The organism is Roseomonas sp. CCTCC AB2023176 (assembly GCF_042259275.1).
GTDB lineage: Bacteria > Pseudomonadota > Alphaproteobacteria > Acetobacterales > Acetobacteraceae > Roseomonas.
In genome coordinates this window covers 846,061-859,691 of sequence record NZ_CP170086.1, presented here as the reverse complement: position 1 = coordinate 859,691, position 13,631 = coordinate 846,061, and the positions used below count along the sequence as shown (strand labels likewise).

Annotated in this window: 14 protein-coding genes; 11 read left to right on the top strand and 3 right to left on the bottom strand. The window is 72.3% G+C overall.

What is annotated here, in order from left to right:
* Positions 1-160 precede the first annotated feature (160 nt).
* The 7 genes from ACE7GA_RS04330 (at position 161) to ACE7GA_RS04300 (ending at position 7,866) form a co-directional block, all read left to right on the top strand.
* A complete protein-coding gene (locus tag ACE7GA_RS04330) occupies positions 161-565 on the top strand; it encodes a hypothetical protein (protein ID WP_376096133.1) in 405 nt (134 codons plus the stop codon).
* Between the two features lie 50 nt (positions 566-615).
* Complete coding sequence (locus ACE7GA_RS04325; RefSeq protein ID WP_376096130.1) at positions 616-1,431, top strand: dihydroorotate dehydrogenase electron transfer subunit; 816 nt, start codon at positions 616-618, stop codon at positions 1,429-1,431.
* Complete coding sequence (locus ACE7GA_RS04320; protein WP_376096127.1) at positions 1,428-2,498, top strand: dihydroorotate dehydrogenase; 1,071 nt, start codon at positions 1,428-1,430, stop codon at positions 2,496-2,498. Before ACE7GA_RS04325 ends, ACE7GA_RS04320 begins: the two co-directional genes overlap by 4 nt.
* Positions 2,495-3,718: a hydantoinase/carbamoylase family amidase gene (locus ACE7GA_RS04315; RefSeq protein WP_376096124.1), complete on the top strand. Its 1,224-nt coding sequence runs from the start codon at positions 2,495-2,497 to the stop codon at positions 3,716-3,718. Before ACE7GA_RS04320 ends, ACE7GA_RS04315 begins: the two co-directional genes overlap by 4 nt.
* Before the next feature lie 59 nt (positions 3,719-3,777).
* Complete coding sequence (locus ACE7GA_RS04310) at positions 3,778-5,562, top strand: S9 family peptidase (protein ID WP_376096121.1); 1,785 nt, start codon at positions 3,778-3,780, stop codon at positions 5,560-5,562.
* 17 nt (positions 5,563-5,579) lie between these two features.
* On the top strand, positions 5,580-7,148 hold the full coding sequence (locus ACE7GA_RS04305; RefSeq protein ID WP_376096118.1) for an ABC transporter substrate-binding protein: 1,569 nt from the start codon (positions 5,580-5,582) through the stop codon (positions 7,146-7,148).
* A gap of 148 nt (positions 7,149-7,296) precedes the next feature.
* Complete coding sequence (locus ACE7GA_RS04300) at positions 7,297-7,866, top strand: glycine zipper family protein (protein ID WP_376096115.1); 570 nt, start codon at positions 7,297-7,299, stop codon at positions 7,864-7,866.
* A gap of 7 nt (positions 7,867-7,873) precedes the next feature.
* Here ACE7GA_RS04300 and ACE7GA_RS04295 read toward each other — a convergent pair whose 3' ends face one another.
* Together ACE7GA_RS04295 and ACE7GA_RS04290 are read right to left on the bottom strand one after the other, a co-directional pair.
* Positions 7,874-9,076 (bottom strand): 3-hydroxybenzoate 6-monooxygenase, encoded by a 1,203-nt coding sequence (locus ACE7GA_RS04295; RefSeq protein ID WP_376096112.1) that lies wholly within the window; start codon positions 9,074-9,076, stop codon positions 7,874-7,876.
* Positions 9,077-9,078: 2 nt separating this feature from the next.
* Entirely contained in the window at positions 9,079-9,534 is a 456-nt protein-coding gene (locus ACE7GA_RS04290; protein ID WP_376096109.1) for a MarR family winged helix-turn-helix transcriptional regulator, read from the bottom strand.
* A 58-nt stretch (positions 9,535-9,592) separates the two neighbouring features.
* Here ACE7GA_RS04290 and ACE7GA_RS04285 point away from each other — a divergent pair, with 58 nt between their 5' ends.
* Together ACE7GA_RS04285 and ACE7GA_RS04280 are read left to right on the top strand one after the other, a co-directional pair.
* Positions 9,593-10,312, top strand: a complete 720-nt coding sequence (locus tag ACE7GA_RS04285; RefSeq protein ID WP_376096106.1) for a class II aldolase/adducin family protein — start codon at positions 9,593-9,595, stop codon at positions 10,310-10,312.
* Between the two features lie 4 nt (positions 10,313-10,316).
* On the top strand, positions 10,317-11,279 hold the full coding sequence (locus ACE7GA_RS04280) for a Bug family tripartite tricarboxylate transporter substrate binding protein (protein WP_376096103.1): 963 nt from the start codon (positions 10,317-10,319) through the stop codon (positions 11,277-11,279).
* A gap of 63 nt (positions 11,280-11,342) precedes the next feature.
* Here ACE7GA_RS04280 and ACE7GA_RS04275 read toward each other — a convergent pair whose 3' ends face one another.
* Positions 11,343-11,504 carry a DUF1674 domain-containing protein gene (locus tag ACE7GA_RS04275; RefSeq protein ID WP_376096100.1) on the bottom strand — a complete coding sequence of 54 codons (162 nt, stop codon included), beginning with the start codon at positions 11,502-11,504 and terminating at the stop codon, positions 11,343-11,345.
* Between the two features lie 49 nt (positions 11,505-11,553).
* On the opposite strand from ACE7GA_RS04275, the gene htpX reads away from it, so the two are divergent.
* Together htpX and ACE7GA_RS04265 are read left to right on the top strand one after the other, a co-directional pair.
* Complete coding sequence (gene htpX, locus ACE7GA_RS04270) at positions 11,554-12,498, top strand: zinc metalloprotease HtpX (RefSeq protein ID WP_376096097.1); 945 nt, start codon at positions 11,554-11,556, stop codon at positions 12,496-12,498.
* A gap of 66 nt (positions 12,499-12,564) precedes the next feature.
* Complete coding sequence (locus ACE7GA_RS04265) at positions 12,565-13,326, top strand: SDR family NAD(P)-dependent oxidoreductase (RefSeq protein ID WP_376096094.1); 762 nt, start codon at positions 12,565-12,567, stop codon at positions 13,324-13,326.
* The last annotated feature ends 305 nt before the right edge of the window (positions 13,327-13,631 follow it).

The following is a 13,631-nucleotide window of genomic DNA, read 5'->3' as shown; positions in this document are numbered from 1 at the left end:
GGGCCGACGGGCTGGCGCGCGGCGTCGTCTCCCACGCCAACCGGGTGGCGCGGGCGACGGGGGTCCTGCCCGGGATGGCGGCGGCCGAGGCGCTCCGGCGGCTTGATGCCGCGGCGCCGCAGCCCCCTCCCGCCCGGCGCCGCCAACGGAGGCGCGGGAGTTGCTGCCCGGCTACCCCCGTCCGGTCTGGGCGCTGGATTCCAACGGGCTGGTGAACGCGGGCGACATCGGCGCGGTGATCGCGACGGGCAGCCATGGCGGCCTGCTCGGCGGACGGCCGGAGACGGCAGTGAAGCAGCCGGTCTTCGGCGCCCTCTACAACGATGCGGGGATCGGGGTGGACGAGGCCGGGGTGTCCCGCCTGCCCGCCCTGGACGCGCGGGGGATCGCGGGGGCGACGGTCTCCGCGATGTCGGCCCGGATCGGGGAGGGGCGGTCCACGGCAGCCGATGGCGTGCTGTCCCGCGTCAACGCCACCGCCGCCCGGCTGGGGCTGCGGGAGGGCATGCCGGCGCGGGAAGCCCTGATGATCCTGGCGAAGGCCGCTGCGGCCTCCGTGCGTTGACGGGGACGGGCCTGCGAATCATGGTGCCGCTTTAGCGGGACCCTGCCGGGATGGACCTCCCCACCCGTCCCACATCCGTCGTCGAATGCGACGCGCGGGTGCTGGACAGCGCGCCGGTCGGCCGGCGCTACCACCGCCTGGTCGTCGCGCCGGAGCATCCGCTTCCCGCCGTGCGGCCGGGCCAGTTCTTCCATCTGCTGTGCCGGGACGCGACCGGCGGCCCCTACCTGCGCCGCCCGATGAGCGTTTGGCGTGCGCGCGGCGACGGCGAACTCGGCTTCCTGCTGCACGTCACGGGCCGCGGCACGGCAGCGCTGGCGACCTTGCGGCCCGGCGACGTGCTGCCGATCGTCGGGCCGCTCGGCGAGGGCTTCCGCCTGGACCCGGCCTGGCGTCGTATCCTCATCCTCGCCCGCGGAGTCGGCCTCGCGACCCTCGCCCCGCTGGCCGAGGCCGCGGCGGCCGGGGGCTGCGCGGTGGATGCCGTGCTGTCGGCCAAGGCCGCGGCGGACCTGATGGCCGAGGAGTTCGTCGGCACCTCCCGCACGGAGGTCTTCCCCGTCCTGGACGAGGACGGCACCTCGGACCTGCCGACGGTCGAGGCCCTGCTGCGGCAACGCTTCGCGGAGGCGCGGCCGGACGCCGTCTTCACCTGCGGGTCCAACCGGCTGCTGCTGTTGCTGCAGCGCCTCTCGGCGGAACACGGCATCCCCGGCCAGGTCGCGCTGGAACAGCAGATGGCCTGCGGCCTCGGCATGTGCTTCTGCTGCGTACGCCCGATCCGCGGCGAGGACGGCACGCTGGAGAACCTGCGCGTGTGCACCGAAGGGCCGGTCTTCGACCTGGCAAAGGCGGTGTCGTGGTGACCCCGGACCTGTCCGTCCGTATCGGCAACGTCGTGCTGAAGAACCCGGTCATGCCCGCCTCCGGCACCTTCGGGCCGGAGATGGCGAAGGCATTCGCCTTGGACCGCCTCGGCGCGCTCGTCACGAAATCCGTCACGCCGGAACCGCGCATCGGCAACCCGCTGCCCCGCATCGCGGAAACGGAAGGCGGGATCCTGAATTCCATCGGCATCCCTGGCAAAGGCCTGGACGCCTTCATCGCGAAGGCCATGCCGGAGTGGAGGTCCTTCGGCGCGCCGGTCGTCGTCTCGCTCTCCGCGCCCAGCGTCGCCGCTTTCGCCGAGGCATGTGCGCGGCTGGACGACGTTCCCGGCATCACGGCGATCGAGGGCAACATCTCCTGCCCCAACCTCGAGGAAGACGGCCGCGCCTTCGCCGTGGCGCCCGAGCCCGCCGCCGCCGCGACGGCCGCGATGCGCCGCGCGACGCGGCTGCCGCTGTGGATCAAGTTGTCCCCCAATACCGGCGACATCGCCGCCGTCGCGCGGGCGGTTGAAGATGCCGGCGCCGACGCGGTTGTCGCCGTCAACACCATCCTCGGCCTCGCCATCGACATCGAGGCGCGGCGTCCCCGCCTCGGCAACGTCATGGGCGGCTTTTCCGGCCCGGGCTTCAAGCCCATCGCGCTGCGCATGGTCTGGCAATGCGCCCACGCCGTCCGCCTGCCCGTCATCGGCTGCGGCGGCATCGCGACGGCGGAGGACGCGATCGAGTTCCTGATGGCCGGCGCCGCCGCGGTACAGGTCGGCACCGCCACCTTCGTCTCGCCGAACGCGATGCCGCGGGTGATCGAGGGGCTGTCGGAGTGGTGCGCGCGCCGTGGCGTCGCCTGCGCCTCCGACCTGATCGGTGCCGCACTTCCCGCCCGCCCCGTCCCGAACGCCGCGGCCCCCGATGCCGAAGGCATCGCTGCGGCCCCCGATACCGAAGGCATCGCCGCGGCCCCCGATGCCGAAGGCATCGCCGCGGCCCCCGATGCCGAAGGCATCGCCGCGGCCCCCGATGCCGAAGGCATCGCCGCGGAATGAGGAACGACCCGGACGAGGCGTCGCTCGCCGCGACGCTGCTGGAGGGCTTCGCCGCGCTGTCCGCAGACGGCCACGGCATCACGCGCCCGGCCTACAGCGCGATCGAATCCGACTGCCTGAACTTCGTCGCAGAGGTTGCGGCGCCGCTCGGGCTGGAGGCGCACCGCGACGCCGTCGGCAACCTCTGGCTCGCCCCGCCGGGCCTGGGCGACGCGCCGGCTCCGGCCTGCGGGTCGCACATGGATTCCGTGCCGCAGGGCGGGAACTTCGACGGCGGGGCGGGCGTCGTCGCGGGGCTGCTGATCGCGCTGCGCGCGGCGCGGGATGCGCTCCCGATGCGCGCGCTGGCGCTGCGCGGCGAGGAATCGCCCTGGTTCGGCGCGCCCTATGTCGGCACGCGCGCGGCCTTCGGCGCGCTCGACGCGACGGAACTGGCACGCCCGCGCCGGGACACGGGCAAGTCGCTCTCGACCCATCTGCGGGAGATCGGCGGCGACCCGGCCGTCGCGGGCGGCGGCAAGCCCGTCCCCGAACTCCTCCGCACCACCGCCTTCCACGAGCTGCACATCGAGCAAGGCCCGGTCCTGGTGGATAAGAGCCTTCCCGCCGCCGCCGTCTCCGCCGTGCGCGGCCACCGGCGATGGTCCGAGGCCTCCTGCACCGGGGAGGCCGGGCATTCCGGCGTCGTCCCCCGCCACCTGCGCGCGGACCCGATGATGGCGGTCGCCGAACTCCTCTACGACCTCGACACGCTCTGGGCGAAGTCCATCGAGGACGGGGCGGACATGGTCATCACCGCGGGCATGGTGAGCACCGAGCCCGACCTCGCCGCCGTGACGCGTATCCCGGGACGCGTTGCCTTCTCCCTCGATATCCGCAGCGGCGACCGGGCGACGCTGGACGCGGCGCAGCGCTTCGTCGCGCGGCGCTGCGCCGACATCGCGGCGGTGCGGCGCGTGCGCTTCGACATGGGCCCGCTGGTGCAGGCCGCGCCGATCCGGCTGGATTCCGGCGCCGTCGAAGCCGCGCTGCCCGAACCGATCACCCTTGTCTCCGGCGCCGGCCACGACGCGGCGGAGTTCGCGCGGCGCGGCATGCCGGCCTCCATGGTCTTCGTCCGCAACCGCAACGGATCGCACAACCCGCAGGAGGCGATGGAGATTCCGGACCTCATGGCGGGGGTGGACGCGCTCTACGCCGCGCTGCGCCCGCGCGCCTGACCGCCCCTGGCGCGCCCCCGCGGAAAGGTGGAGCCTTCGGCCAACCCCGAGGAGCCTCCATGCCGGACCCCGACGCGATCCTCGACCACTTCCTGAGCGCGCCGGCGGCGACGCTGCCCTCCTACGCCGCGGACGGCCGCCTGTACTTCCTGAACGACGCCGCAGGATCGGCCCAGGTCTGGGAGATGATGCCCGACGCCACCGCCCGTCCACGCACCGCCCACCGGGACGCGGTCTCCTGGGTATCCGGCAGCCCCGTGGATGGCGGCGCCGTCTTCGGCCGCGACGCGGCGGGCGACGAGCGCATCCAGCTCTACCATCTGCCGCCGGACGGCGACCTGCGGGCCCTGACGGCCGCCCCGACGGTCATGCACGGCTGGGGCGCCTGGTCGCCGAACGGCATGGCCGTCGCCGTCACGGCGAACGCGCGCGACCCCGCCCACGCCGATCCCTGCATCGTCCCGCTGGATGGTGGCCCGATGCGGCGCCTGCGCGACGTGCAGGGCCCGCACGAACTCGCCGCCTGGCACCCGGATGGCGGTTCCATCCTCCTCGCCTCCGCGCCGCGGGCCTTCGAGAGCGTGCTGCACCGCGTGGATGCCGTGACCGGCGACGCGGCGCCCGCGACGCCGGGCGGCGAGGACCGGCGCCACAACAACCCGCGTTGGCGGAAGGACGGCGCGGGCTTCTGGCTCCTGACCGACCGCGGCCGCGAATATCTCGGCGTCGCCTGGATGGAACCCGGCGGCACCCCGCGCTTCCTGCACACGCCCGACGCGGACGTGGAGAAGCTGGAGGTCTCGCCGGACGGCCGCACGCTCGCGGTCGTCGTCAACCTCGGCGGTTGGTCGCAGCTGCGCTTCCTGGACGCCGCGACGGGAGGAATGGTCGCGACGGCGGCGCACCCGCCGGGCGTCATCCAGAGGATCACCTGGCACCCGGATGGCACAGGGGTCGCCTTCGACCTTCTCCAGCCCACGCGTCCCGGCACGATCTGGGAGGCTGCGACCGACGGTACCGCGCGCCTGCTCTTCGCGGCGAGCGGAGCGCCGGCCGGCGCCCGCCCATGGGAGGAGGACTCGTTCGAGGCCCATGACGGCACGGAGATCCCGACTTTCCTGATGCGCCCCGAAGGCGACGCACCGGAAGGCGGCTGGCCCGTCCTGATCTGGGTCCATGGCGGGCCCGAGATGCAGGCCCTGCCGAACTGGCGCCCCGACCTGCAATCCATCGTGGCCCTCGGCATCGCGGTGATGGTGCCGAACGTCCGCGGATCCACCGGCTATGGCCGCGGCTACGCGGCGCTGGACGACCGGGAACTGCGCATGGACGCGGTGCGCGACGTGGCCTCCGCGCATGCCTGGCTGTCCGGCCGCCCCGACGTGGATTCGGGCCGCATCGCCGTCATGGGCCAGTCCTATGGGGGGTGGATGACACTCATGGCCGTGACTCACCATCCCGGCCTCTGGGCCGCGGGCGTCGAGTACTACGGCATCGCGCGGTGGAAGACCTTCTTCGAGCGAACGGGGCCCTGGCGCGTCGGTCACCGCGCCGCGGAATACGGCGACCCCGTGCGGGATGCCGACCTGCTCGAAACCCTGTCCCCGCTGCACAAGGTCGATGCGATCCGCTGCCCGATGTTCGTGGCCCAGGGCCTGACAGACCCGCGCGTCCCCCCGCATGAGAGCGAGCAGATCGTCGCCGCCCTGCGGGCCCGAGATGTCCCGGTGGATTACCTGACCTTCCCCGACGAGGGTCACGGCTTCCTGAAGCGCGACAATCGCCGGACCGCCTACCGTGGCGTCCTGGCCTTCCTGGCGCGGCATTTGCTCCGAACTGAATAACCGAAGGGGAGACGACGATGCGACGCAGGACCTTGCTGGCCGCCACGGCGGCGCTGCCGACCCTTTCCGCCCCGGCGCTGGCGCAGAACGCGAATCGCGTCCTGCGCTTCGTGCCGGAGGGCAACCTCAACAACCCCGATCCCGTCTGGACCACCACGACCGTCGCCCGGAACCACGGGCTGATGATCTGGGACATGCTCTTCGCCCTCGACGACACCTACGCCCCCCAGCCGCAGATGGTCGAGGCGCACGAGGTCTCCGAGGACCGCCTGACCTGGCGCTTCCGCCTGCGCGAGGGCCTGCGCTTCCACGACAACGAACCCGTCCGCCCCGTGGACTGCATCACGAGCATCCAGCGCTGGGCCCGCCGCCGCCCGCTCGGCCAGACGCTGCTGGAGCGGACGGAGGAGATGACGTGGCCGGATGACCGGACGATCGTCATCCGCCTGAAGCGCCCTTATTCGCTCATGCTCGAGACGCTCGCCGACTACTGCTTCATCATGCCGGAGCGCATCGCGAAGACCGATCCCTTCACGCAGATCACCGAATTCGTGGGGTCCGGTCCCTTCTCCTTCCCGCGGGATCAATGGATCTCCGGCTCCCAGGCCATCTACCTGCGGAACGAGAACTACCGCCCCCGCTCCGGTGCGCCGAACTTCGTGTCCGGCGGCAAGGTCGTGCACTTCGACCGCGTGGAATGGCGCGTCATGCCGGACTACGCGACGGCCGTCTCCGCCCTCGGCAACGGGGAGGTTGACTGGGTGCAGCAGCCCCAGGTGGACCTGCTGCCGCTGATGCGCCGCAACCGTCAGATCCGCGTCGCGGTGAACGACAGGATCGGTGTCATCGGCATGGTTGCGTTGAACCAGACGCAGCCGCCCTTCAACAACCAGAAGCTGCGCCAGGCCCTGCTGCCCGCGCTGAACCAGCAGGACTTCGTCACCGCCGCGCTCGGCACGGAGCCTGAGCTGTTCAAGGTCCCGGCGGGCATCTTCACCCCCGGCATGCCCATGGCGAATGACGAGGCGCTGGACGTCCTGACCGGCCCGCGCAACCTCGAACGCGCCCGCCAGATGGTGCGGGAGAGCGGCTACAACGGCGAACGCGTCGTCCTGATGTCGCCGACGGACTACCCCGCGACGATGGCGATCGCGCAGGTCGCGAACGACCTGTTCAAGCGCATCGGCCTGAACGTGGACTTCGCCGTGATGGATTGGGGCACCCTCGTCCAGCGCCGCGCGAGCAAGGAGCCGATCGACCGCGGGGGCTGGAGTGCCTTCTGCACGACCTATGAAGGCCTGACCGTTGCCAACCCCGCGACGCACATTCCGCTGCGCGGCAACGGCCCGCAGGCCTGGTTCGGCTGGCCGGTGTCGCCGCGGCTGGAGGCGCTGCGGGAGCAATGGCTGGACGCGCCGGACCGCGATGCGCAACTCTCCATCGCCCGGCAGATGCAGCGCATCGCTTTCGAGGAAGTGCCCTACCTGCCGACGGGCCAGCACTTCAACCCGACGGCCTACCGCACGAACCTCGTGGACATCGTGCCCGCGTCCTTCCCTATCTTCTGGGGCGTGCGGAAGACCTGACGCCCCGGCCGGACCGGGGCACCACGCCCCGGTCGCCCTCCCCTCAGGGCGCACGTAACGACGCGTTTCTCCGGTTCTCCGGATGTTCACCGCTACCCCGGCGCATCCTACATCCGGGCGTCTCCACCCGAACGCCAGGAACGCACCGATGTCCGGCAAGAAGATCGTTCCGCTCGCGGCCCTCCTTGGCCTCTCGGCCTGCGCCGTCGTCCCGCCCAGCGCACCGAGCGTCTACGTCCTTCCCCCCGCCGGGAAGGACTACGCCCAGTTCCAGCGGGAGGACCTGGGCTGCCGCGCCCAGGCCCAGGCGCAGGTCGGCGACGTCACCGGCGCGCAGCTCGCGTCCAACAACACGGCCGTGGGCAATGCCGCCGTCGGCACGGCGCTCGGGGCGGTGGCGGGCCTCGCCATCGGCTCGCTCACCGGCAATGCCGGCGCGGGCGCCGCGATCGGCGCGGGGACGGGCCTGGTCGCCGGTTCCGCCACCGGTGCGAACGCGGCGGCAGCGACCTCCGGCGGGCTGCAGCGGCAGTACGACGTCGTGTACCTGCAATGCATGACCGCGGCCGGAAACACGCCGCCGCCCGCGCCGACCGTCGCGGTGGTGCCGGGCGCCCCGTACTACGGCTACGTCGGCCCGAGCGTCGGGCTGGGCTTCGGCTTCTATGGCGGCCGGTACTACTACCCCCACCGATACGGCTACTATCGCGGCTGGTGATCGGCGGTCAGGCCGCGCGACGCTCCTGCGCGCGCGGCTGCCACCCGCTGCCGTAGAGCCAGTCGAAGACGTCCAGCCATTCCGCCTGCGACTTCGCCCCCATGATCTGGTTGCGCAACGCGGCATGGGCGCCGACGGGGTGGTACACGTGCTCCCCGATCGCGCGGGACTGCAGCACGACGCGCGCGGTCCGCAGCACCCGCGCGTCCTGGTAGGCGACTAGCGCTGCGGGGATGTCGCGGGGATGGTCGGACAGGCACTCGCCGAGCGTCACCGCGTCCTCCATCGCCATGCAGGCCCCCTGCGCCAGGTATTGCAGCGTGGGGTGCGCGGCGTCGCCCAGCAGCGCGACGGGGCCATCGGTCCAGCGCGTCACCGGCTCCCGGTCGCAGAGGACCCAGTACTTCCAGTCGCGGCCCGCATGGATCAGTTGCTGCGCGCGGGGATGCACGTGCGCGAAAAGGCGCAGCACCTCCCCGTGCGGCACGGGGACGCCTGCGGCGGGTTGCGTCGCGTCGTTGTGCGCGGTGACGACGAGGTTGAAGGTCTTCCCGTCCGACAGCGGGTAATGCACCAGGTGCACCTTCGGCCCGCACCAAAGCGCCGCGGCGTTCCAGCGGATGTCCGCCGGCATCTGCTCCGTCGGGATGACGGAGCGGTAGGTGGTGTGGCCGGACACGCGGGGCTTGCCGTCGCCCACGAGTTGCGCGCGCACCATGCTCCACAATCCGTCCGCGCCGATCAGCGCGGCGGCCTCGAGCCGCTCGCCGGAGGCCAGCACGGCCGTGGCCCCACCGCCCGCCGTCTCGTAGCCAGCGATTGCCGCGTTGGTCCGGAGCGTGATCCGCGGGTCGGCCTCGCAGGCACGCAGCAGCACGCGGTGCAGTTCCCCGCGGTGCACGACGGCGTAGGGGTTGCCGAAGCGGGCGCGGAAGGCCTCGCCCACGTCGACGTGGCAGACTTCCTCGGCCGTCGCCGCGTCCATCATCACCAGGCGGTCCACGTACACGGCGGTCTTTCGCGCACCCGCCGAGACGCCCAGCGCCTCGAAGGCTCGGAAGGCGTTGGGGCCGAGCTGGATGCCCGCCCCGATCTCTCCCAGCTCCGCCGCCTTCTCCAGCACCAGAACGGGGAACCCCGCGCGGGAGATGGCCAGCGCCGCCGCCAGCCCGCCGATGCCGCCGCCGGCGACGATGATCCGTTCGTCCATGTTCATCCCACCGCGCGCAGGGGTGCCGAAGTGACGTCGTTGTGCAGGGCCGCGAGTTCCGCCAGCAGCCGCAGCGCCGTCCGCCGGTCCGCGGCGGAGAGCGGTTCCAGCAGCCGATCCTGCACGCGCCGCACCGCCGGCGCCGCGCGCCGCAGCAGCGCGTGCCCGGCCGGCGTGGCGCGCAGCAACTTCACCCGCCGATCCCCCTCAGCAGCGTCACGGACGATCCAACCCTTCGCCTCCAGCCGCTCCAGCACCCCGCCGAGCGTCGAGCGGTCGAAGGCGATGAGGGAGGACAGCCGCGTCGCATCCACCCCCGGATGGGCCGCGATCGCCGACAGCGCCGCGAACTGCAACGAGGTCAGGTCAAGCGCCCCGCATTCCTCGGCGAAGATGGCGCCGTGGGCCTGGTGGATGCGCCGGATCAGGTGCCCGGGCATGGCGTGGATATCCAGCACGATTGACAGCATACGGATTGAACGTATGCTGTCAAATGAGGAAACACGGAAGCGCCGGATGCCACAGGACCTGCACGCCCTTCTCGGCGACCTCGTCATCGCCAACCGCATCCTGGCGCATGAGGGCGTGCTGGACGATTTCGGCCACGTCGCCGTGCGGCACCCGGAACGTCCTGATCGGTTCTTCTGCTCCCGTTCCCGCTCGCCCGAACTCGTCACGCGCGACGACCTCCTGGAATTCGACCTGGACGGCACGCCGACCGACCCGAAGGGCCTGAAGCCCTACCTCGAGACGGTCCTGCACGCCCGCCTCTTCGCCGCGCGCCCCGACGTGAAGGCGACGGTGCACCACCACGCCCCGGCCGTCCTGCCCTTCACCGTCACCGACGTGCCCCTGCGCCCCGTCTTCCACATGGCGGCCAGCCTCGGCGGCCCCGTGCCGGTCTGGGACAGCCGCGACGAGTTCGGCGACACCAACATGCTCGTGGACACCATGGCCAAGGCCGACAGCCACGCGCGCGCCCTGGGCGGCGGCACCTCCGTCCTGCTGCGCAACCACGGCGCATCCAACGCGGCGCATTCCCTTCCCGCGCTCGTCTTCATCGCCGTGCGCATGATGCAGAACGCGGAATTGCAGTACCGATCCATGTCCCTCGGCACGCCACGCTTCCTGACGGAGGGCGAGATCCGGTTGACCGCCGACATGCAGATGAGCGAGCGGCCGCTCGACCGCGCCTGGGCCTATTACCGGGCACGCGCGGGCTACGGGGGGATCTGACGTCATGGAACGCCGCGCGCTCCTTGCCCTCGCCGCCGCCCTGCCCACCGCGGCCCCACGGACGGCCCGGGCACAGCGCCGCGCCGTCCGTCTCATCGTCCCCGCCGCGCCCGGCGGCGCCATCGACGTCCTCGGCCGCCTCTACGCGCCGAAACTTGCGGAAGCCCTCGACCAGACTTGGGTCGTCGAGAACCGCTCCGGCGCCAACAACACCCTCGGCGCGGCCGAGGTCGCGCGCTCCGCGCCGGACGGCCAGACCTTCCTCGTCAATGCCGACATCCACGTCATGGCGAAAGCCGTGATGCGGAACGCGCCCTACGACCCGGTGACCGACTTCACCCCGATCGCCCGCCTCGCCAACGCACCGATGGTCCTCGTCGGCCACCCGCGAAGCACGCCGGAGGGCGGCGTCCCCGCCCTCGTCGCCGCCATGAAGGCGAACCCCAACCGCTTCTCATTCGCCAACTCCGGCACCGGCGCCATGGGCCACCTGGCCACCGCGTCCTTCCAGTCGCGCGCCGGAACCGAGGCGATCATCGTCGCCTATCGCGGCACCGCGCCCGCCCTGACCGACGTCGTCGCGGGCAACGCGCAGCTCATGGTCGCCCCGCTCGGCTCCGCCCTGCCGCAGATCCAGGACGGGCGCCTCCGCGCCTACGCCATCATGGGCCCGAACCGCTCCTCCCGTGCGCCGACCATCCCGACAGCCGCCGAGGGCGGCTTCCCCGACCTGAACTTCACCCTGTGGTACGCGATCTGGGCCCCCAAGGGCTTCCCGGACGCCGACGCGGACCGCCTGAACGCCGCCGTACAGGCGGCGTCCCGCGACCCCGCCATCGCGGCCCGCGTCGCCGAGCAGGGCGCCGAACCCGTCACCGAAGACCGCGCCGCCTTCACCCGCTTCGTCGCCGCGGAGGCCGAGCGCAACGGCGCCATCGCCCGCGCCGCGGGGATCGAGCCGGAATAGGCCGGCCGTCGGGCCTCCCTGCCCCCAGCCCCGTTCCTCATGGACGGCGACGGAGCCGCCGCGTCAGAAGTCGCTGACGCGGCCCTTCCGCTCCCAATCGCCGAAGCGGGTGGGCTCCGGCCCGGCCGGCCCGCCGATTTCCTTCGGCAGGGGCGTGGGGACAGGCTTCGGGGCCTCGTTGACCGCTGGCGCAGGCGGCGTCTTCGTGTCTTCGTGCGTGGTCATGCCGTCCCATCTTGGGGGTCGGGACGGGCCTGTCATGGGGGATGCTTCGATGGGCGGCTATGCCCGCACCGCGCTGCTCATGGCGGCGCTCACGGCGCTTTTCGTGGCCCTCGGCTATGCCCTCGGCGGCGCCGGCGGGATGCTCGTCGCCTTCCTCATCGCCGCGGCGACGAACCTGTTCGCCTGGTGGAACTCGGACGCGGTGGTGCTGCGGATGCACAACGCGGTCCCGATCGGGCCGGAGGTCCACCCCCGCCTGTACCGATTGACCGCCGCCCTGGCCCAACGCGCCGCCCTGCCCATGCCCGCCCTCTACGTGATCGAGGAGGACCAGCCCAACGCTTTCGCCACGGGCCGCTCCCCCGAACGCGCCGCCGTGGCGGTCACGGCCGGCCTGCTGAACACGATGCCGGAGGAGGAACTGGCCGGCGTCATCGCGCACGAACTGGCGCATATCCGCAACCGGGACACGCTGGTGATGACGGTCACCGCCTGCCTCGCCGGCGCGATCGGGATGATCGCGCAGTTCGGCGGGCTGTTCGGCGGGCGCGACCGGAACTCCCCCTTCGGCGCGATCGGACTGATCCTGCTGATCATCCTCGCCCCGCTCGCCGCGATGCTCGTCCAGATGGCGATCAGCCGTTCCCGGGAATACGAGGCGGATCGGGTGGGCTCGGCCATCGCCGGCTCGCCTGCCGGCCTGGCGAACGCGTTGCGGCGGCTGGAATCCTACCGCCACCAGCTCGTCAACGGCGCTGCCGAGGCAAACCCCGCGACCGCGCACCTCTTCATCATCAACCCGCTCTCCGGCGCCCGCTTCGACAACCTGTTCTCGACGCACCCGAGCACGGAACACCGCCTCGCCGCCCTCGCGCAGCTCGGGGGCGGGGACGGCGGCGCCCCCTTCGGCGGTTCAGCTGCCCCACGCGCGCCCCGGCCCTGGGACCGCTTCACCAACCGGGCGGCGGCTCCGCGCCGCGGTCCTTGGGGGTAGCGCAGCCCCTGGTCTGGCGCCCGGGCATCGCTTGCGGCAGACGCCGCCCGGGCGTCTCATGCCGCCATGTCCAGCACGTCCCGCGACGGTCCCGACGACCGACCCATCATGCTCCTCACCGGCGCCAGCCGAGGCATCGGGCACGCCACCGTCAAGCTGTTCCAGGAGAAGGGTTGGCGCATCCTCACCGTTTCCCGCCAGCCCTTCGACGAGGCCTGCGCCTGGCCCGCCGCGCGCTGGAGCCACATCCAGGCGGACCTTGCCGAGCTCGCGCAGGTGGAAACCCTAGCCGCCACCGTGCGGTCGCGCCTGCCAGCCGGACGCCTCCACGCCCTCGTCAACAACGCAGGCATCTCGCCGAAGGGACCGGACGGCGCGCGCCTCGGCGTGCTGCTGAGCGACGCGGATGCCTGGACCCGCGTCCTCAACGTTAACCTGATCTCCACCGCGCTCCTCGTCCGCGCCCTGCTGCCGGAACTCGAGGCGGCGCGCGGTTCCATCGTGAACGTCACGTCCATCGTCGGCTCCCGCGTCCATCCTTTCGCCGGCGTCGCCTACGCCGCCTCGAAGGCCGCGCTCGCGACGCTGACCCGTGAACTCGCCGGCGAACTCGGCCCGCGGGGCATCCGCGCCAACGCCATCGCGCCGGGGGAGATCCGGACATCCATCCTATCGCCCGGCACGGACGAACTCGTCGCCCGCGACGTCCCGATGGGCCGCCTCGGCGAGCCGCGGGAGGTCGCGGAAACCATCCACTTCCTCTGCTCGCCCGCCGCCTCCTACATCAACGGCACCGAAGTCCACATCAACGGCGGCCAGCACGTCTGACGTAGGGTCTCCCGGGGTTTTCTTCTTCGGGGTGTTGCTCTTCGTGGCCCCGGAGGAAGGCGCTGCCTTCCTCCGGGCCTCCATCCGCCAGGGGACGCGTCCCCTGGACCCCATCTTGTTGAACGCCCCCGGCTGAGGGTTGGTCTCCGCGCGAGCTTCCGCCGCGCGGAGACCAACCCTCAGCCACGGGCATCTCTTTGAGGAACGCGGCCCAGGGGGCCGCTGCCCCCTGGTGAGTGGAGGGTCCGGGAGGAGGCAAAGCGCTTCTCCCGGAGCAACAGGCGCAACAGCCCGAAGAAGCGGAC